General features: G+C 39.4%; 17 protein-coding genes, 3 tRNA genes and 1 pseudogene. 12 read left to right on the top strand and 9 right to left on the bottom strand.

Annotation, left to right across the window (positions count from 1 at the left end):
• Positions 1-50 precede the first annotated feature (50 nt).
• The 5 genes from cysP (at position 51) to cysM (ending at position 4983) form a co-directional block, all read left to right on the top strand.
• A complete protein-coding gene (gene cysP / locus ABN236_RS15105; protein WP_194950858.1) occupies positions 51-1070 on the top strand; it encodes a thiosulfate ABC transporter substrate-binding protein CysP in 1020 nt (339 codons plus the stop codon).
• A complete protein-coding gene (gene cysT, locus ABN236_RS15100; RefSeq protein WP_088495068.1) occupies positions 1070-1903 on the top strand; it encodes a sulfate/thiosulfate ABC transporter permease CysT in 834 nt (277 codons plus the stop codon). Before cysP ends, cysT begins: the two co-directional genes overlap by 1 nt.
• Positions 1903-2745 (top strand): sulfate/thiosulfate ABC transporter permease CysW, encoded by an 843-nt coding sequence (gene cysW / locus ABN236_RS15095; RefSeq protein WP_088495069.1) that lies wholly within the window; start codon positions 1903-1905, stop codon positions 2743-2745. The genes cysT and cysW overlap by 1 nt, the downstream gene beginning before the upstream one ends.
• Before the next feature lie 31 nt (positions 2746-2776).
• Positions 2777-3865, top strand: coding sequence for a sulfate/thiosulfate ABC transporter ATP-binding protein CysA (gene cysA, locus ABN236_RS15090; protein ID WP_349474329.1), 1089 nt, complete (start codon positions 2777-2779; stop codon positions 3863-3865).
• 233 nt (positions 3866-4098) lie between these two features.
• Positions 4099-4983: a cysteine synthase CysM gene (gene cysM, locus ABN236_RS15085; RefSeq protein ID WP_349474328.1), complete on the top strand. Its 885-nt coding sequence runs from the start codon at positions 4099-4101 to the stop codon at positions 4981-4983.
• A gap of 343 nt (positions 4984-5326) precedes the next feature.
• Here the strand turns inward: cysM and crr are convergent, their stop codons facing one another.
• The 4 genes from crr to cysK form a co-directional block, all read right to left on the bottom strand.
• Positions 5327-5836 carry a PTS glucose transporter subunit IIA gene (gene crr / locus ABN236_RS15080; RefSeq protein WP_036935451.1) on the bottom strand — a complete coding sequence of 170 codons (510 nt, stop codon included), beginning with the start codon at positions 5834-5836 and terminating at the stop codon, positions 5327-5329.
• A 49-nt stretch (positions 5837-5885) separates the two neighbouring features.
• A complete protein-coding gene (ptsI, locus tag ABN236_RS15075) occupies positions 5886-7613 on the bottom strand; it encodes a phosphoenolpyruvate-protein phosphotransferase PtsI (protein WP_109393009.1) in 1728 nt (575 codons plus the stop codon).
• Positions 7614-7750: 137 nt separating this feature from the next.
• The gene (gene ptsH / locus ABN236_RS15070; protein WP_006533407.1) at positions 7751-8008 is read right to left on the bottom strand and encodes a phosphocarrier protein Hpr; all 258 of its coding nucleotides are present in this window, start codon (positions 8006-8008) and stop codon (positions 7751-7753) included.
• A 331-nt stretch (positions 8009-8339) separates the two neighbouring features.
• On the bottom strand, positions 8340-9293 hold the full coding sequence (cysK, locus tag ABN236_RS15065; protein ID WP_088495073.1) for a cysteine synthase A: 954 nt from the start codon (positions 9291-9293) through the stop codon (positions 8340-8342).
• 235 nt (positions 9294-9528) lie between these two features.
• Here cysK and ABN236_RS15060 point away from each other — a divergent pair, with 235 nt between their 5' ends.
• Positions 9529-10059 carry a hypothetical protein gene (locus tag ABN236_RS15060; protein ID WP_349474327.1) on the top strand — a complete coding sequence of 177 codons (531 nt, stop codon included), beginning with the start codon at positions 9529-9531 and terminating at the stop codon, positions 10057-10059.
• Positions 10060-10173: 114 nt separating this feature from the next.
• Here ABN236_RS15060 and cysZ read toward each other — a convergent pair whose 3' ends face one another.
• Positions 10174-10944 carry a sulfate transporter CysZ gene (gene cysZ / locus ABN236_RS15055; protein ID WP_088495075.1) on the bottom strand — a complete coding sequence of 257 codons (771 nt, stop codon included), beginning with the start codon at positions 10942-10944 and terminating at the stop codon, positions 10174-10176.
• 223 nt (positions 10945-11167) lie between these two features.
• On the opposite strand from cysZ, the gene zipA reads away from it, so the two are divergent.
• The 4 genes from zipA to ABN236_RS15035 all read left to right on the top strand — a co-directional run bounded on the left by zipA (position 11168) and on the right by ABN236_RS15035 (position 16075).
• Positions 11168-12196: a cell division protein ZipA gene (gene zipA / locus ABN236_RS15050; protein ID WP_088495076.1), complete on the top strand. Its 1029-nt coding sequence runs from the start codon at positions 11168-11170 to the stop codon at positions 12194-12196.
• Between the two features lie 56 nt (positions 12197-12252).
• Entirely contained in the window at positions 12253-14280 is a 2028-nt protein-coding gene (gene ligA / locus ABN236_RS15045; RefSeq protein WP_349474326.1) for an NAD-dependent DNA ligase LigA, read from the top strand.
• A gap of 228 nt (positions 14281-14508) precedes the next feature.
• Positions 14509-15693 carry a NupC/NupG family nucleoside CNT transporter gene (locus ABN236_RS15040; RefSeq protein WP_069367879.1) on the top strand — a complete coding sequence of 395 codons (1185 nt, stop codon included), beginning with the start codon at positions 14509-14511 and terminating at the stop codon, positions 15691-15693.
• A gap of 166 nt (positions 15694-15859) precedes the next feature.
• Positions 15860-16075: a DUF3820 family protein gene (locus ABN236_RS15035; protein ID WP_023581656.1), complete on the top strand. Its 216-nt coding sequence runs from the start codon at positions 15860-15862 to the stop codon at positions 16073-16075.
• Positions 16076-16077: 2 nt separating this feature from the next.
• On the opposite strand, the gene ABN236_RS15030 is transcribed toward ABN236_RS15035, so the two are convergent.
• Positions 16078-16323 carry a winged helix DNA-binding protein gene (locus tag ABN236_RS15030; RefSeq protein ID WP_349474399.1) on the bottom strand — a complete coding sequence of 82 codons (246 nt, stop codon included), beginning with the start codon at positions 16321-16323 and terminating at the stop codon, positions 16078-16080.
• A 22-nt stretch (positions 16324-16345) separates the two neighbouring features.
• On the opposite strand from ABN236_RS15030, the pseudogene ABN236_RS15025 reads away from it, so the two are divergent.
• Positions 16346-16441: pseudogene (locus ABN236_RS15025) on the top strand (SDR family oxidoreductase); the annotation flags it as partial.
• Between the two features lie 64 nt (positions 16442-16505).
• Here the strand turns inward: ABN236_RS15025 and ABN236_RS15020 are convergent.
• The 3 genes from ABN236_RS15020 to gltX all read right to left on the bottom strand — a co-directional run bounded on the left by ABN236_RS15020 (position 16506) and on the right by gltX (position 18260).
• Positions 16506-16581 (bottom strand) — tRNA-Ala (locus tag ABN236_RS15020).
• A 27-nt stretch (positions 16582-16608) separates the two neighbouring features.
• Positions 16609-16684, bottom strand: a tRNA-Ala gene (locus tag ABN236_RS15015).
• A 157-nt stretch (positions 16685-16841) separates the two neighbouring features.
• Positions 16842-18260, bottom strand: a complete 1419-nt coding sequence (gene gltX / locus ABN236_RS15010; protein WP_088495079.1) for a glutamate--tRNA ligase — start codon at positions 18258-18260, stop codon at positions 16842-16844.
• 321 nt (positions 18261-18581) lie between these two features.
• On the opposite strand from gltX, the gene ABN236_RS15005 reads away from it, so the two are divergent.
• Positions 18582-18657: transfer RNA gene (locus ABN236_RS15005), tRNA-Val, on the top strand.

The raw sequence follows: 18657 nt of genomic DNA, 5'->3' as shown, positions 1-18657 counted from the left end.
AGTCGATAGAGTAACCATTAGAACAAAACTTACAATGATGGGTACTTTTGATGAAGAAAAACACAATCAGAACCTTTGCATTACAAGCAACCGCAGCATTGTCTTTGGTTGTTAGTAGTTATGCTGGGGCTGCTCAATTACTTAATAGCTCTTACGATATCGCAAGAGAGCTATTCACACAGCTAAATAGCGATTTTAAAACGCAATGGGATGCTCAACATCCTGATGATAAAGTCACCATCAAACAATCACATGCAGGCTCATCTAAGCAGGCACTTGCAATATTACAAGGTTTACCCGCGGATGTAGTGACTTATAATCAAGTTACAGATGTGCAAATTTTGCATGATAAAGGCAAATTAATTCCTGCTGATTGGCAACAACGCCTTCCTAATAATAGCTCGCCTTATTATTCCACTATGGCGTATTTAGTACGCAAAGGAAATCCAAAGAACATTACTTCATGGGAAGATTTAACGCGCGAAGATGTCAAAGTGGTTTTCCCTAATCCTAAAACCTCTGGCAATGGTCGCTATACTTATTTAGCCGCGTGGGGCGCTTTTGAAAAAGCTTATGGTAATGATGAAAAGACGCAGGAAGCGATGAAGAAATTCCTCAAGAATGTTGAGGTATTTGATACAGGAGGGCGTGGCGCCACCACCTCATTTATCGAACGTGGGCTTGGGGATGTTCTGATCAGTTTTGAATCTGAAGTTAATAACATTCGTCAACAATATGGCGAAGATGAATATCAAGTTATTGTGCCACCTATTGATATTCTAGCTGAGTTTCCTGTCGCTTGGATTGATAAAAATATTCAACGTAATGACTCCGAAGCATTGGCAAAAGCCTATCTAAATTATTTATACAGTCCTAGAGCACAAGAGATCATCACGCAATTTAATTATCGCGTAAATGATAAAGCGGTTATGGCTCAAAAGTCAGCACAGTTCCCAGCAACGTCATTATTTACGATTGAAGAGGTATTTGGTGACTGGAATAACGTGATGAAAACACATTTCACGACAGATGGCATGCTTGATAAGTTGTTAGCGCAAGGACGTCAATAATGTTTACTACAACCAGCAAACGGGTATTACCGGGATTTGGATTAAGTTTAGGTGGAACACTGTTTTATACCTGCTTGATCTTACTGTTACCAATGAGTGCGCTGGTTGTACAACTTTCTGATATGAGTTGGTCCCAGTATTGGGCGGTGATAACGCACCCTCAAATTGTGGCTGCTTATAAAGTCACATTACTCGCAGCAGCCGTTGCCAGTATTTTTAATGCAGTTTTCGGCATGTTGCTTGCGTGGATCATTACTCGTTACCGTTTTCCGGGTAGACAACTACTTGATGGTTTAATGGATTTACCTTTTGCTTTGCCTACGGCTGTTGCGGGTCTCACACTTGCGACACTTTTTTCAACACAAGGCTGGTACGGTTTTGTATTGGATAAATTTGATATCAAAGTTATCAACACATGGATTGGTATCGCTGTTGCGATGGCTTTTACCAGTTTGCCTTTTGTTGTAAGAACCGTTCAGCCCGTTCTTGAAGAATTAGGTCCTGAGTATGAAGAAGCGGCTGAAACGCTAGGGGCGAGTCGTTGGCAGACTTTTCGTAAGGTTGTCTTACCTGAGTTGTCGCCAGCATTAATAGCAGGAACCGCACTCTCTTTTACGCGCAGTTTAGGTGAATTTGGCGCTGTTATTTTTATTGCTGGCAATATTGCGTGGCAAACAGAAGTTGTTTCTTTGATGATTTTTATTCGATTACAAGAATTTGATTATCCTGCGGCAAGTGCCGTTGCTTCTGTAATTTTACTTGTTTCATTAGTCTTACTGTTTTCAATTAATGGATTACAAAGCCGATTTGGACAACGGTTGAGGGGGCATTGATGTCAGATATTATGCAACAACGCTCTGTTTATCGTCGCCAAATTGATTGGGTGAAGTGGGGGTTAATCCTTACGGGCGTTGTGTTATCCATTTTATTTTTAGTTGTGCCTATTGCGTGGATCTTTATGACCGCGTTTTCAAAAGGTATTGAAATATTTACTGAGAACTTATTGGACAGTGACATGTTACACGCGGTTTGGTTAACCGTACTCATCGCGTTAATCACCGTACCTGTCAATATGTTGTTTGGTGTCAGTATGGCATGGCTTGTCACCCGTTTTCGTTTCCCGGGACGCCAACTATTAATGACATTGATTGATATTCCATTTGCAGTGTCTCCAGTGGTTGCTGGATTACTCTATCTGCTTTTTTACGGTAGCAATGGCTGGGCTGGGCAATGGTTATCTCAATTTGATATCCAATTGATGTTCTCATGGCCGGGAATGGTACTAGTTACGGTGTTTGTCACTTGTCCTTTTGTAGTGAGAGAGCTGGTACCAGTGATGATGAGCCAAGGCAGTCAAGAAGATGAGGCCGCCGTGTTATTAGGAGCGAGCGGTTGGAAGATGTTTTGGCGAGTAACGTTACCGAATATTCGCTGGGCATTGTTATATGGCGTGGTATTAACCAACGCCAGAGCTATTGGTGAGTTTGGTGCAGTTTCTGTTGTGTCTGGTGCTATTCGTGGAGAAACCTATTCACTACCGTTACAAGTTGAATTACTGCATCAAGATTACAATACCGTTGGTGCATTTACTGCAGCTGCATTACTCGCGATGATGGCAATCTTCACCTTAATGTTTAAAAGTGCGTTGCAATGGCATTTAGCTCGTCAGCAATGACATTATTATTTACACAAAGTAGAGGCAAAATATGAGTATTGAAATTAATAGTGTCACAAAATATTTTGATCGCACTGAAGTGTTGCATGATGTCAACCTTGATGTGGCTTCAGGTGAAATGGTGGCGCTGCTAGGGCCTTCAGGATCAGGTAAAACAACGCTTTTGCGTATTATTGCTGGCCTTGAACATCAAACCCAAGGAAATATTTGTTTCGAGGGGCAAGATGTTAGCCGATTACATGCTAGAGATCGCAAAGTCGGTTTTGTTTTTCAGCACTATGCGCTGTTTCGCCATATGACTGTATTTGAGAATATCGCTTTTGGTCTAACGGTATTGCCTCGACGAGATCGTCCTAACAAAGAAGCTATTCATAAAAAAGTACAACAGTTGTTAGAAATGATCCAATTGCCTCATTTAGCACAACGTTATCCAGCACAATTATCGGGTGGGCAAAAACAGCGTGTCGCTTTAGCAAGAGCTTTAGCTGTTGAACCTCAAATTTTATTACTCGATGAGCCTTTTGGCGCTTTAGATGCCAAAGTAAGAACGGAATTACGCCGTTGGTTACGTGAATTGCATGAAGAGCTTAAATTTACCAGTGTCTTTGTTACTCATGATCAACAAGAAGCGATGGAAGTGGCTGATCGCATTGTGATTATGGGGAATGGCAAAATAGAGCAAGTAGGAACACCACAAGAGGTATGGCAATCACCTCAAAGTCGCTTTGTTTTAGAATTTTTAGGTGATGTAAATCATCTAAAAGGTGAAATTAATGGTGCTCAATTACAGATTGGTGGATATCACTTGCCATTATCGGTGACACCGCTTTATCAAGGTTCGGTAGATGTGTTTTTACGTCCTTGGGAAATAGCATTAAGTGTACATGCCAACAGTGTTTGCCGATTGCCTGTTAAGGTTATTGAGGTATCGCCAAAAGGGCATTATTGGCAGTTGATTTTACAGCCACTAGGATGGAGTGAAACACCGATTACTGCGGTTTGGAATGATATTTCTTCGGCACCAACAAAAGGAAATACCTATTATATGGGAGGTGCTCAAGCCCGTTTATATACGGGAGATACTCCCTTAAATACGGTGTCGTTAGCCTATACCGCGTGACTGCTTCCCGCCCGTATTGGGTGAGGGTTTGAGGGTTTACGGCAGATTTTGCTAATTTTATTATTAATCTATCGTTTTATTTCGCGATTTTTCACCCATGCTTATTTTAGGTATGGGTGTTTTGGTTTCTATGAAAACAAAGAGACTTGTCGAATTACGTTAATATTATTGCGTTAATAAGTTAAATGTGATTTCTTCATTAATACAGACAAACAAATGAGCAGGAACTTATTGTGGCAGGGTTAGAACAATTTATTGGTAATACACCATTAGTAAAACTACAACGACTAACACAAGAGGTGGACGCTGAAATCTGGGTTAAGCTTGAAGGCAATAATCCTGCAGGTTCAGTAAAAGACAGAGCTGCATTATCGATGATTGAACAAGCGGAATTACGTGGTGAAATAAAACCGGGTGATACGCTGATTGAAGCAACCAGTGGTAATACAGGTATTGCCTTGGCGATGATTGCAGCGGTAAAAGGTTACCGTTTAAAGTTGTTAATGCCTGAAAATATGAGTAAAGAGCGTCAAGCATCAATGCAAGCTTATGGCGCAGAATTGATTTTAGTCAGTCGTGAAGTCGGTATGGAAGGTGCGCGAGATCTCGCACAACAGATGGAACATCAGGGCGAAGGTAAGGTATTAGACCAATTTAATAACCCAGATAATCCAAGAGCTCATTTTATTTCTACAGGCCCTGAAATTTGGCAACAAACACAAGGTCGTATTACGCATTTTGTTTCGAGTATGGGAACAACAGGGACGATCACCGGTGTGGGAAGTTACTTAAAAACACAATCTGATAGCGTGCAAGTTATAGGTCTTCAGCCTGAAGAAAAAAGCCAGATCCCAGGTATTCGTCGTTGGTCACCTGCTTATTTGCCGGGCATCTTTAAAAAAGAGCTGGTGGATAGCGTGATAGATATGTCACAAACCGAAGCAGAATCAACGATGCGCCTTTTAGCCAAACAAGAGGGTATCTTCTGTGGTGTGAGTTCTGGAGGCGCTGTTGCTGGCGCTCTGCGCGTTGCAAGAGAAAATCCAGGGGCAGTGATTGTTGCGATTGTGTGTGATAGGGGTGATCGTTATTTGTCGACAGGCGTTTACTCGTCATAATTCAAACTGTAGCGTTGTTGACTGCGTTCATTCGCGCTAGTCACATATTTGTGTATGCTCCTAGCGACTTATTTACTCGTCATACTTCAAGTTGTAGCGTTGTTGACTGCGCTCATTCGCGCCAGTCACATACTTATGTATGCTCCTAGTGACTCTTTCACTTGTCGCCTAGCTACATCTTGAATTATTTAGAGTAATGATATTGTTGAATTATTTATAGTAATAACATTGTTGAATTATTTAGAGTAAGGACATTGTTGAATTAGTTAGAGTATTTTGGTTTTTGAATATAAAAAAACCGCCACATATGGGTGGCGGTTTAAATAGAGAATATTACAGAAGATTATTTTTTAATCTGAATAATAACGGTTTCACCAACAGTAACTGGGCCTGTCATTTTGGTTAAACCTTGGATTTCATCCATATTAGAGATAACAACTGGCGTTAGAACTGATTTTGCTTTTTCTTCTAATACAGCCAAGTCAAATTCTAAAATAGTATCACCGACTTTTACTTGCTGACCTTCTTCAGCGATACGTTTAAACCCTTCACCTTTCAGTTCAACAGTGTCGATACCGAAGTGGACAAATAACTCGATACCGTTGTCAGACTCAATAGAGAAAGCATGGTTAGTCTCGAAAATTTTACCGATAGTACCATCAACTGGCGCAACAATTTTATTACCAGCAGGTTTGATAGCAATACCGTCACCTACGATTTTTTCAGCGAAAACAACATCAGGAACATCTTCGATATTGACGATTTCACCAGAAAGTGGTGCAACAATATCAATCGTGCCACTGCCTTTCTTTTCCTCTGAAACCAGTGATTTTAATTTATCAAACAGACCCATGAATCTTCTCCTAATTATTGTAGTTGGGACCGGGCTCTGGCTAATGCGATTAGCACAGTGTCTTTTCTTTAGTAAAAGTTTCTACTAAGTCCATCAATTCTTTTGCAGTTGGCTGAGCAAGTGCTTGTTCTGCCAGTGCTTTTGCATCATCGTAATTCGCATTACGAATCACTTTTTTGATGCGAGGAATTGAAATAGCACTCATACTAAACTCATCTAATCCCATGCCAAGAAGGAGCAATGTTGCTCGTTCATCTCCAGCAAGTTCACCACACATTCCAGTCCATTTACCTTCAGCATGTGATGCATCAATCACCTGTTTTATCAGGTTGAGTACTGCAGGTGACATTGGATTATATAGATGAGATATCAGCTCATTTCCACGGTCTACAGCCAGAGTATATTGTGTTAGATCGTTAGTCCCAATACTAAAAAAGTCAACTTCTTTTGCCATATGACGAGCCATTACTGCTGCGGCAGGGGTTTCTACCATCACACCGACTTCAATAGATTCATCAAAAGCTTTCTTTTCTTCACGAAGCTGGCTTTTCAGTATTTCAAGTTCTGCTTTCAATGCACGGATCTCTTCAACAGAGATAATCATTGGAAACATAATGCGTAGTTTACCAAAAGCAGATGCTCTTAAGATAGCACGTAATTGTGAATGAAGGATCTCTTTACGGTCAAGACAAATACGAATTGCACGCCAGCCTAAGAATGGGTTCTCTTCTTTTGGTAGGTTCATGTAAGGTAAGTCTTTATCACCGCCAATATCCATAGTACGAATAATGACCGCAGGACTTCCAACAGCTTCTGCTACCGCTTTATAGGCTTGGAATTGCTCATCTTCTGTTGGTAAAGAGTCTCTATCCATAAATAAGAATTCGGTACGATACAGACCAACACCTTCAGCACCATTACGTTCAGCACCAGCAACATCTCGAACTGTACCAATATTAGCGCAAACTTCGACTTGATGCCCATCAAGCGTAATAGCAGGTAAGTCTTTAAGTTTTGCTAATTCTTCTTTTTCGTGCAGGTACTCTTCTTTGATAGCTTTTAATGTTTCAAGTTCCTCATCTGATGGATTAATAATGATTTTGTTATTAATCGCATCAAGAACGAGATAATCGTCTTTTTTAATGGTTTGTGTCGCATTAGATGTTCCTACAATAGCTGGAATTTCTAATGAGCGAGCCATGATAGAAGTGTGGGATGTTCTACCACCTAAGTCAGTGATAAAACCTAATACGTTGTCTAAACTTAATTGTGCAGTTTCAGAAGGGGTAAGGTCAGTTGCAACTAAAATCACTTTTTCTGAGATAGCGCTTAAATCGATAATTGGCATTTCTAAGATATTGCGCATTAAGCGCTTACCAATATCGCGAACGTCAGCTGCACGTTCTTTTAGGTATTCATCGTCTAATGCTTCTAATGCAGTTGCTTGATCTTCAATAACAGATTGAACTGCCGCTTCAGCGGTTTTTTTGTCGCTTTTGATGAGAGTAACAATTTCTTGTTCTAGCTCTTCATCTTCTAGCAACATGATATGGCCTTCAAAAATTTCGGCTTTATCCGCACCAAGGTTTTTTTCCGCACGCTCTTTAATGATTTCTAGTTGTTGTGCTGATTTGTTACGGCCGTCTTTAAAGCGTTCGATTTGATTTTCAATCTCATCACTTTGGATCTTACGTTGGCTAATGATGATAGGTTCTTCTTTGAGGAGAAGGGTTTGACCAAATGCGATACCGGGTGATGCTAAAATTCCTGAAATCATAATTTATCCTACGACTTGCTGGTGATAATCTTAAAAGAATAGGATTGCAAAATACTGTTGTTTTAAAATCATCATTGAGATTAACTCCCCTGAATGGTTTCAGGGGAATAAGTACTGAGTTAAAGCTTAACCGCGAATTACTCTAATTCCGCCATTAATTTTACTAACGCTTCAACAGCTTGTTTTTCATCTTCGCCTTCAGCAGAGATAGTCACTACAGTACCTTGGGTTAAGCCTAAAGTTTGTAATTTGAAAAGGCTCTTAGCGCTGGCAGATTTACCGCTAGAGATAAGCGTGATATCAGAAGAGAATGTTTTGGCTTCTTTTACAAATTGTGCTGCAGGACGAGTATGTAAGCCGTTTGGTGCTGTAATAGTAACTTCTTGCTGGTACATAGGATTTTTTCCTTTTATAACTCAATTGTTCACATTAAGTCAGGACTTAGTAAGTGTAGATGAATTTGTCCTGCTTTGCGTAGCAATATCAGATAATATTAAGTCGTAAAGCGTCATCTGATAAAAATAGTGTTCAGAAAGATAAAAGAGTTCGTTTTTGTCATCTCGGTTATTTTCTGATTAATTTCGACCTTCGAAATAATTAATTGATTAAATACTAAACTCGAAGAAATAAATCACCTGTCTGGATGACAAACTTTGATCTCTACCACAAAAAAAGCACCATTAAGGTGCTTTTTTAATAAATATTTTACAATTGAGATGACGCGATTTAGCTGTCAGAAATGTCAGCAAAAAGTGGGGTGCTTAAATAACGCTCACCTGATGAAGGTAAAATAACCACGATTTCTTTATTTGCAAATTCTGGTTCTTTTGCGAGTTTTACTGCTGCCGCAATCGCTGCACCAGAAGAAATACCTGCGAGAATACCTTCTTTAGTCATAAGTTCACGAGCAGTATCAAAGGCTTCTTCGTTAGTGATTTGAATAACACGATCCAGCAACGATAAATCTAGGTTTTCAGGAATAAAACCAGCACCAATACCTTGGATTTTATGTGGACCGGGTTTAATTTCTTCACCTGCTAAGGCTTGTGTAATAACAGGGGAGCCTGTTGGTTCAACTGCAACCATTGTTACCGCTTTACCTTGGGTCTTTTTCAAATAGCGGCCAATACCTGTAATAGTACCACCCGTGCCGACGCCTGCAATAACCGCAGCGACTTCACCATCTGTATCATTCCAGATCTCTGGACCTGTAGTTTTTTCATGGATCTCAGGGTTAGCTGGGTTGCTAAACTGTTGTAGTAAAAGGTAACGCTTAGGATCGCTATCGCGAATTTCATTGGCTTTATCAATAGCCCCTTTCATACCTTTAGCGCCTTCAGTCAGCACTAAATTAGCACCCAATGCCTTGAGTAATTTACGACGTTCTACACTCATGGTGTCTGGCATGGTTAGTGTTAATTTGTAGCCACGAGCCGCTGCAACATAAGCAAGAGCAATCCCAGTATTGCCACTGGTAGGCTCTACAAGTTCAACGCCTTCTTTAAGAATACCTTTCTTTTCTGCATCCCAAATCATGTTGGCACCGATACGGCATTTTACACTGAAGCTTGGGTTACGAGATTCCACTTTAGCCAGAATGTTGCCATTTCCGAAATGCTTTAAGCGAATTAAGGGAGTGTGTCCAATAGTTTGCGAGTTGTCTTCGAAAATCTTGCTCATTTTTATCCTCGGTACATGATTTTTATAAGGTCAGATGAAATTACCATACGCCATCAAGCTAAAGATGGAAATAAGCTTTATGAATATACTTATAACTTTTTCATCTTTTTATTCCAAAAGGTTCTAATCAAGAGTCAGTGAGACGATTCACAAATTAATAAATCAAGAGATGTACAGTATATTGATGGCTGATAATCTATTTTTAACTACGTTTATTGTAAATACAGGGGTCATAATGGAAACCATTGAAGAGTTGATTAGTGCACTTGAACTCGCTGTGCCTGAATTAGACGCGCAAGCTTTGCGTGAAAATTTACCCGAGTCCGATGCTCAAGAAGATGTCCTTAATTGGTTATATGAATCACTCTCAGCTCAAGGATTAATGGACTATGTGGAGTGGACAGAATATTTTGGTGATATTCCTGATTTAAAATCGTTAGAGCAGATCTCTTTGCCTGAATCACCGAGTGCGTTGATTTTATCTCAAGTTGAAAATATTGATTGGGATGAGGTGAGCGTAGACCCTTATATGTTGCCTTATGAATTACCTTACCTTGAATATATTAACCACTTTTTGACAGAGAAAGGGTTACGATTAGTGGATCTCACACCATTTGAAAATGCTTATATTTTCTGTATTCGAGATGATGAAGAGATTATGGAAAAATTAGATGGTGCATTGAATATCTTTGAAATGGGCATTAATGAGCGTGAGCCGATGGATAAGGAAGAAACGAAAGATTATATTTGTTCATTAATTGAGTAATGCACTCAATAACTAAATAAACCAAATCACGATCTAGAAAAAAAACGATAAAATAAAACCCCGTCTTAATAAAACGGGGTTTTTCTCATTTATCGATACATTGTTAAATTAAATTTACCACTGCCCGTCTTGTACATGTTGTTTACGATAACGATCACACCACATTGCGGTTGCACCACAAATGGCAACCGGCATGATGACTAAATTTAGAATAGGGATCATGGTAAAAATATTAATAACCATACCAAATTGAAGATTATTCCATTTGTCTTGTTTCAGCGAAGATTTCATGGCAGCAAATGAAATTTTATGATTATCAAATGGGAAGTCATTATATTGAATTGCCATCATCCAAGCACCAAAAGCAAACCATAAAACAGGGGCAACAGTTTGTCCGATAGCAGGAATAAAATAGAGCAATAACAAGACAATAGCACGAGGCAAATAATAAGCTATTTTAGTTAACTCACGTTTTAAAATACGTGGAACATCCTTCAATATACCTGCAACACCTGTATCTGGTGGTGCAATGCCAGTTATTTGACCTTCTAATTTTTCAGCCAACAATCCATTAAACGGAGAAGCAATAATATTGGCTAAAGTACTAAAGAAATAAGTAAACACCAATAAAATAAAAATAACGGATAATGGCCAGATTAAATAACTCAGCCACTGTAGCCAATCAGGAACTTTTTCCATCATCCAATTGACCATGCCACCGATTTGACCATATAACCACCAAAAGGCGCTTCCGAGAATAATAATATTGGCAAGTAGGGGTAAGATAACAAAACGTTTCAGCCCTTTGCGTGTAATTAAACGCCAACCAAGAGCAAAATAATGAAATCCATTTAAATTTTTATTCGTTTCTGTCAAATTTGTCATACTTCCTATTCTCTCCAATGAGGGCAAGCTAGTATCATATAGGGAGATAATCAGCCTTACTAGTCATGAATTGTCTAAAAAACGCGCATAAGAGATTGATGTGTGTATCTTTGTGACAAGAAAATTAAGTATTGGCTTGCACTTATGAGCATTGGCAAATACTCTTAGTAAAAAGTAATATTTGCCAACGTGGCTATTAAACCTCAAGACAACAGAGATAGAAATGATGCAGCAAAATTTGCGTCTGATATTAATCGTTGTTGGTGCGATTTTAATCATAGCTTTGTTATTACACGGCTTATGGATTGGTCGAAAAGAGCGTTCTAAGCTTTTCCGTAATCGCCCAGTAAAACGTCAGAAACAGAATTATCAGTCAGATGAGAACGATGACGAACCACAATATGCTGAGGCTAGTCATCAGACATCAACTTTATCCTCTACTGAAAAGCGGGAGAGTGAGCCACCGATAAAATCGGAGCCTCTACATGAACCCGAAATTTCAGTGGTAGATAGAGATCCATTAATGTCTGAAACCCAAACTAAAGGGAACTCTCACGATACTTCATTACAACAAGAGCCTAGCCTTGGTGTTTTTGATGTTATTGAAAAAGAGCCTGTACCGATTGTTAGGGATGAGCCAAAACAAGCACCAGTGGTTAATGTTGCGAGTGAAATAAAATCACACGTTAATACAGTAAGCCCATCTGCGAGTTTTGAGCCGTCAATTTCAGAGACAACGGCTCATGTGACTCCTGTTGAAACTGAGGCTTCGCATCATGCTCCGGCTGAAGAGCCAAAAGCTGAATCTGCTCCGCAAGCAACAGAAGCAGAGAAAGAGCTGGTTATCGTTCTAAACGTAAGTGCACATCATGGTCAAATGCTAGATGGTGAAGCATTGATGCAAAGTATTATTCAAGCTGGATTCCAGTTTGGTGAAATGAATATTTTCCATCGTCATCTCAATCCAACAGCGAATGGACCTGTTTTGTTTAGTTTAGCGAATATGGTGAAACCGGGAACATTTAATATTGATACAATGGCTGAATTAACGACACCAGGTGTATCAATGTTTATGATGGTGCCATCTTATGGTGATGCTAACCAAAACTTTAAATTGATGTTACTTACGGCGCAACGTATCGCATCTGATGTAGGTGGTGTTGTGCTGGATGATGAACGTAAACTCTTAACGCCACAAAAAATCGAGCTTTATAAATCTAGGATCCGTAGGACGCTGGATTTAAATCAATAGCTTTTGTCTGTAAAAAAGCCCCCGCTTGCGGGGGTTTTTCTTCTTTGGTGATAATCATGAATAAAAATACTCAACAAAAAATTGATAAACTTCGCGTTACTCTACGTCACCATGAATATCTCTATCATGTCATGGACGCACCTGAAATACCTGATGCTGAATACGATCGCTTAATGAATGAGCTAAAAGCATTAGAAGCTGAACACCCTGAATTAATTACTTCTGATTCGCCAACACAGCGAGTTGGTGCTTTACCTTTGACAGCATTTGAGCAAGTGAGACATGAAATTCCGATGCTCTCTTTAGATAATGCTTTTGATGAAACAAGCTATTTAGCTTTTGATAAGCGTTTACGTGATCGTTTAAAAAATAATGAAGAGATCACTTTCTGTTGTGAATTAAAATTAGATGGATTAGCGGTTAGTTTACTTTATGAAAATGGAATTTTAGTACAAGCTGCAACGCGTGGCGATGGTACGACAGGGGAAAATATCACTGAGAATGTGAGAACAATTAAAGCTATTCCATTGCGTTTATACGGTGAAGATATTCCTGCTCGTATTGAAATTCGTGGCGAAGTTTTTATGAATGAAAAAGGCTTTGAATATTTAAACGAGGAAGCGCGACGTACAGGCGGAAAAGTTTTTGCTAACCCTCGTAATGCTGCCGCTGGCTCATTAAGACAGCTTGATCCTCGTATTACAGCAAAACGTCCATTAACCTTTTTCTGTTATGGCGTTGGTGTACTTGAAGGTGGTGAATTACCTACAAGCCACTATGAGCGTCTACAACAATTTAAAAAATGGGGATTACCTGTTAGTGATAAGGTAAAACTTTGCACAGGTAGCAAAACAGTCCTTGATTTTTATCACCATGTGGAAGAAATTCGTCCTAATTTAGGTTTTGATATTGATGGCGTTGTTATCAAAGTTGATGATATTGCACTACAAGAAGAGCTGGGTTTTGTATCAAGAGCACCGCGTTGGGCTATTGCTTATAAATTCCAAGCTCAAGAGCAAATGACGATTATCAAAGATGTCGAATTCCAAGTAGGGCGTACAGGTGCTATTACACCGGTTGCACGCTTAGAGCCTGTTCAAGTTGCAGGTGTTGTTGTGAGTAATGCAACATTACACAATGCTGATGAAATTGAACGCTTAGGAATACGCATTGGCGATACTGTGGTTATTCGTCGAGCAGGTGATGTTATTCCTCAGGTTGTCAGTGTGATTGAAGAAAAGCGTCCAGATGATGCTCAAGAAATTATTTTTCCGACACATTGCCCTATTTGTGATTCTGATGTTGAGCGCATTGAAGGCGAAGCTGTTGCACGTTGTACTGGTGGTTTAATTTGTGGTGCGCAACGTAAAGAAGCGCTTAAACATTTTGTTTCACGTCGTGCTATGGATGTGGATGGAATGGGCGATAAAATTATCGACCAACTGGTTGAGAAAGAATATGTTAAAACACCCGCTGATCTCTTCCTTTTAGATGAAAAAATCCTATCTGGTTTGGAGCGAATGGGCGAAAAATCAGCTAAAAAATTGATCACGGCTTTGGATAAGGCTAAATCAACGACATTTGCACGTTTTATTTATGCACTGGGTATTAGAGAAGTGGGTGAAGCAACAGCCAGTGGATTAACAACACATTTCTCAACGCTTGATGCATTACGAAATGCAGATATTGAAGCACTAAAATCCGTTCCTGATGTGGGCGATATTGTGGCTAAACATGTCGTTAATTTCTTCCAAGAAGAACACAATAGAACGGTTATTGATCAATTGATCAATGATGCCGGTATTACATGGCAAGCGCCTGTTATTGTAACTCATGAGGCGGGTGATAATCCTTTTGCAGGTAAAACCGTTGTGTTAACTGGGTCACTTTCACAGTTAACGCGTGATGAAGCAAAAGACAGATTAGTTGCATTAGGTGCAAAAGTGAGCGGAAGTGTTTCTAAAAAAACCGACATGGTAATTGCCGGTGAAGCGGCAGGCTCTAAGTTAGTGAAAGCTAACGAATTAGGGATAACCGTTATCGATGAAGATGAAATGATACGATTACTTGATCAATCGAAATAATCATCCTACTATTTAATAAATGCTACTGGGAAAACTTTCTCAGTGGCATTTTTACTTAAGCTAAATTTACATTTAATGTTTCTTAAGTAACTTCCAAAGTGTGATCGACTTATCTTATTTAATAAATAGTGTGTATGCGGTTTCATGAGATTGTGACAATAGTCACATCCTAATGTTACGCGTTACATAAAATGCTCTACAAGATTTATTTTTATTTTTGGAGCATGCATGTCCTCTATCATTCACTTCGTTTTAGCACTCGCCGTTATTGGCGCATTAGCATTCGTTGCGAGTAACAATCGCAAAGGGATCCGTCTGCGTTATATCGTGCAGTTATTAGTTATTGAAATCGCATTAGCATGGTTCTTCCTCAACTCTGATGTTGGTGAAGGCTTTGTTCGTGGCTTCGCTGGATTATTTGATCACTTATTAGGTTATGCCGCACAAGGTACTGAATTCGTATTCGGTGGCATGATGAAAGGTGGTTTAGCATTCTTCTTCCTGAATGTCTTATGTCCAATTATCTTTATTTCTGCATTAATTGGTATTCTTCAACATATCAAAGTATTACCTTTCGTGATCCGCATTATCGGTACTGTGCTTTCTAAAGTGAACGGTATGGGGAAACTGGAATCATTCAACGCAGTGAGCTCACTAGTTCTTGGTCAATCAGAGAACTTTATTGCCTATAAAGATGTATTAGGCAAAATGTCTCAGCGTCGTATGTACACCATGGCTGCAACAGCAATGTCGACAGTATCAATGTCGATTGTTGGTGCATACATGACAATGTTAGATCCAAAATACGTTGTTGCTGCTCTAGTACTGAATATGTTCAGTACCTTTATCGTCCTTTCTGTGATTAACCCATACTCTGTTGAAAATGAAGAAGAGATCCAAATGGGTAATTTGCATGAAGGTCAAAGCTTCTTTGAAATGTTAGGTGAATACATCTTAGCCGGTTTCAAAGTTGCATTAATCGTTGCTGCAATGCTGATTGGTTTCATTGCATTAATCGCTGCAGTGAATGCGATTTTCAGCATGATTTTCGGTATTAGTTTCCAAGATTGCTTAGGTTACGTTTTCTATCCATTAGCATGGGTAATTGGTGTGCCAGAGCAAGATGCATTACGTGTTGGTAGTGTTATGGCAACTAAATTAGTGTCTAACGAATTTGTTGCAATGGGTAGCTTACAAGATATCGCTGCGGAAATTTCACCGCGCTCTGTAGGTATCTTATCTGTATTCTTAGTTTCATTTGCTAACTTCTCTTCAATCGGGATTGTTGCAGGTGCGATTAAAGGTCTAAACGAAGTACAAGGTAACGTTGTTTCTCGTTTTGGTCTGAAATTACTGTTCGGTTCTACATTAGTTAGCTTCTTATCAGCAGCTATCGCAGGTCTGTTTGTTTAATCTCTGAAGATAAAACAGATAGCATGTGAATAAAATAACAATGTAAACAGAGTCACTTGCCAATCAAGTGACAGAAAATGAAGCAGTACCTTCGGGTACTGCTTTTTTTATCTTTAAATTACCCTATAATCGGTTTTATCCCTTCAATGACGACGTGGTAGAGAACATGTTAGAGAAACAGCACCTTATCGATATAGCAAACACACAAATGCCATTTGGCAAGTACAAAGGGCGTATGCTGGTTGATTTACCTGAAGAGTATTTATTGTGGTTTGCAAAGAAGGGCGAGTTTCCTGAAGGTAAGCTTGGTCAACTCATGGAGATGACCCTAGCGATTAAAATTGAAGGCCTCGAAGGGCTATTAAAACCATTAAAGCGGTGATGTTAATCATTATCCATACCTGATTTTTCAGGTGTTAATGCATTAATGATTTTCTGATTTAATTCAATAAATAATGTTTGTTCTCCGAGCGTTAAGCATTCACTTATTTTTTCAGCATTCTGTTTTCGTCCTAATGCCGCTCTTGCCAAAAAAGCGTGACCCTCATCAGTTAAATGGGTAATAAGCTCACGCTTGTCTTTTTCAGAACGATACTGTGCAATAAATCCTAAAGATTTTAATCCCCGCATAAATTTCGACAAATTTTGTCTTGAAATCGCCAAAACGGTCGCATTTTTACTTTCAGATGAGAGCAGTTTCTCAACAGGGGCATTTTATGCCATTGATGGGGGTTACACTGCGCAATAGAAATAAATAAAGGGGTATAGAAAACAAAAAATCCCGAAGATTTCTCTTCAGGATCTTAAAATTCTGGTGGAGCTAAACGGGATCGAACCGTTGACCTCTTGCATGCCATGCAAGCGCTCTCCCAACTGAGCTATAACCCCACATATTGGATTGTTCTAGAAGTATATTGGTGGAGCTAAGCGGGATCGAACCGCTGACCTCTTGCATGCCATGCAAGCGCTCTCCCAACTGAGCTATAGCCCCAACATACTGGAACGGGCTTGATAATAGGCAACAAGCACAATACTGTCAATCAGTTAATCTCACATTATTTATTGATTGCTGAAAAAGAGTACAAAAAAAAGATACATTCCCTACTTTAGGAATGTATCTTTCTCAATAAGCAAGATTAATAAGTAAATTAAGCTTGGTTTTCTCTTTCAGTAATAAAGTCTAATGCTTTATTAATGCGAGCAACGCTACGCGTTTTACCAATAGCGTGAACGGTAACATCTAAGCCAGGAGATTGACCTGCGCCTGTTACAGCAACACGTAATGGCATACCTACTTTACCCATTCCCACTTCTAATTCGTCAGCAGTATCTTGAATTGCTTGGTGAACATTTTCAGCTGTCCACTCCGTAATTGCTGATAATTTATCGCGAACGACTTCTAATGGTTGACGAGCAACTGGACGTAAATGTTTTTTCGCTGCAGTTTCTTCAAAGGTTTCGAAATCAACATAGAAGTAATGGCAACTTTCAGCCATCTCTTTTAATGTTTTGCAACGTTCGCCTAATAATTTGATCAGCTCAACTAATGATGGACCATTACTGGTATCAATATTTTGTTGTTTGATATGCCAATCTAAATGAACAGCCACTTTCTCTGCTGGCAGTGTATTGATGTAGTGATGGTTTAACCAAAGCAGTTTATCAGTATTAAATGCACTTGCTGATTTACTGATAGCTTCTAAAGTGAAGTGCTCAATCATTTCATCAATAGTAAAGATCTCTTGGTCACCGTGAGACCAGCCTAAACGCACTAAGTAGTTTAATAGTGCTTCTGGTAAATAGCCGTCATCACGATATTGCATTACGCTGACTGCGTTATAACGTTTAGAGAGTTTTTTACCATCATCGCCTAAAATCATTGATACGTGAGCATATTCAGGCACTGGTGCGCCTAATGCTTTGAGAATATTGATTTGGCGAGGTGTGTTGTTGATATGATCTTCACCACGAATAACGTGAGTGATTTCCATATCCCAGTCATCAATAACAACGCAGAAGTTATAAGTTGGAGAACCATCAGTACGACGAATAATCAGATCGTCAAGTTCTTGGTTACTAAATTCAATTGGACCACGAATTTTGTCATCAAAAATGACAGAACCTTCTTGTGGGTTTAAGAAACGCACAACATGAGGTTCATCAGCACTGTGATTATGGTTACCACCACGGCAACAACCATCGTAACGAGGTTTTTCACCTTTCGCCATTTGATCTTCGCGTAGTTGCTCTAAACGCTCTTTAGAACAATAGCAACGGTATGCAGTACCCGCAGATAACATTTGATCAATCACTTGGTTATAGCGATCGAAGCGTTTAGTCTGATAATAAGGACCTTCATCCCAATTCAGATTTAACCAATTCATACCGTCCATGATTGCATCGATGGCTGGCTGTGTAGAACGCTCTAAATCGGTGTCTTCTATACGCAGTACAAATTCGCCCTTATTGTGACGGCTATATAACCAGGAATAAAGTGCGGTACGCGCACCACCAACATGTAGATAGCCAGTAGGACTTGGTGCAAAACGGGTTTTTATTTTACTCATTGGGATTGCCTTTGTACGTCTTACTTATATATAGATAAGTAATCGTGATTATCAAAAAAACGAAATGGTTGCCTTATTTTATCACTGGATGCTAATTCCTCAATGCCATTAAGCTTTTAACAGAGATAAAATTTTCAAATTGATGATTTTTTGTTTGACGAAGAGTATCTGTGGGATTACTTTGGTTAATTGCTGTGTCACTTATGGTGCTAAAAAAAGCATCTTGACTAAAAATAAAACGAACGATCATTTTCGCGATAAAAAACTGATAAAAATCGTTGACTCATAGCGCAGTATCCCTATAATGCACCCCATCACGACGGGCGGTTAGCTCAGTTGGTAGAGCATCTCCCTTACAAGGAGGAGGTCGTTGGTTCGAGCCCAATACCGCCCACCA

Source organism: Proteus sp. fly-1013, from assembly GCF_040140245.1.
Lineage (GTDB): Bacteria > Pseudomonadota > Gammaproteobacteria > Enterobacterales > Enterobacteriaceae > Proteus > Proteus mirabilis_B.
The sequence above is the reverse complement of the archived record's forward strand: the minus strand, read 5'-3'. Positions and strand labels throughout refer to the sequence as shown.

Bases quoted from the DNA above. Each gene is read 5' to 3' on its own strand.
- ABN236_RS15040 (WP_069367879.1), top strand. From the start codon at position 14,509: ATGTCCTCTATCATTCACTTCGTTTTAGCACTCGCCGTTATTGGCGCA.
- cysW (WP_088495069.1), top strand. From the start codon at position 1,903: ATGTCAGATATTATGCAACAACGCTCTGTTTATCGTCGCCAAATTGAT.
- ptsI (WP_109393009.1), bottom strand. From the start codon at position 7,613: ATGATTTCAGGAATTTTAGCATCACCCGGTATCGCATTTGGTCAAACC.
- ABN236_RS15060 (WP_349474327.1), top strand. From the start codon at position 9,529: ATGGAAACCATTGAAGAGTTGATTAGTGCACTTGAACTCGCTGTGCCT.
- gltX (WP_088495079.1), bottom strand. From the start codon at position 18,260: ATGAGTAAAATAAAAACCCGTTTTGCACCAAGTCCTACTGGCTATCTA.
- ABN236_RS15030 (WP_349474399.1), bottom strand. From the start codon at position 16,323: ATGCGGGGATTAAAATCTTTAGGATTTATTGCACAGTATCGTTCTGAA.
- cysZ (WP_088495075.1), bottom strand. From the start codon at position 10,944: ATGACAAATTTGACAGAAACGAATAAAAATTTAAATGGATTTCATTAT.
- cysT (WP_088495068.1), top strand. From the start codon at position 1,070: ATGTTTACTACAACCAGCAAACGGGTATTACCGGGATTTGGATTAAGT.
- cysA (WP_349474329.1), top strand. From the start codon at position 2,777: ATGAGTATTGAAATTAATAGTGTCACAAAATATTTTGATCGCACTGAA.
- cysP (WP_194950858.1), top strand. From the start codon at position 51: ATGAAGAAAAACACAATCAGAACCTTTGCATTACAAGCAACCGCAGCA.
- zipA (WP_088495076.1), top strand. From the start codon at position 11,168: ATGATGCAGCAAAATTTGCGTCTGATATTAATCGTTGTTGGTGCGATT.
- ptsH (WP_006533407.1), bottom strand. From the start codon at position 8,008: ATGTACCAGCAAGAAGTTACTATTACAGCACCAAACGGCTTACATACT.
- ABN236_RS15035 (WP_023581656.1), top strand. From the start codon at position 15,860: ATGTTAGAGAAACAGCACCTTATCGATATAGCAAACACACAAATGCCA.
- crr (WP_036935451.1), bottom strand. From the start codon at position 5,836: ATGGGTCTGTTTGATAAATTAAAATCACTGGTTTCAGAGGAAAAGAAA.
- cysK (WP_088495073.1), bottom strand. From the start codon at position 9,293: ATGAGCAAGATTTTCGAAGACAACTCGCAAACTATTGGACACACTCCC.
- ligA (WP_349474326.1), top strand. From the start codon at position 12,253: ATGAATAAAAATACTCAACAAAAAATTGATAAACTTCGCGTTACTCTA.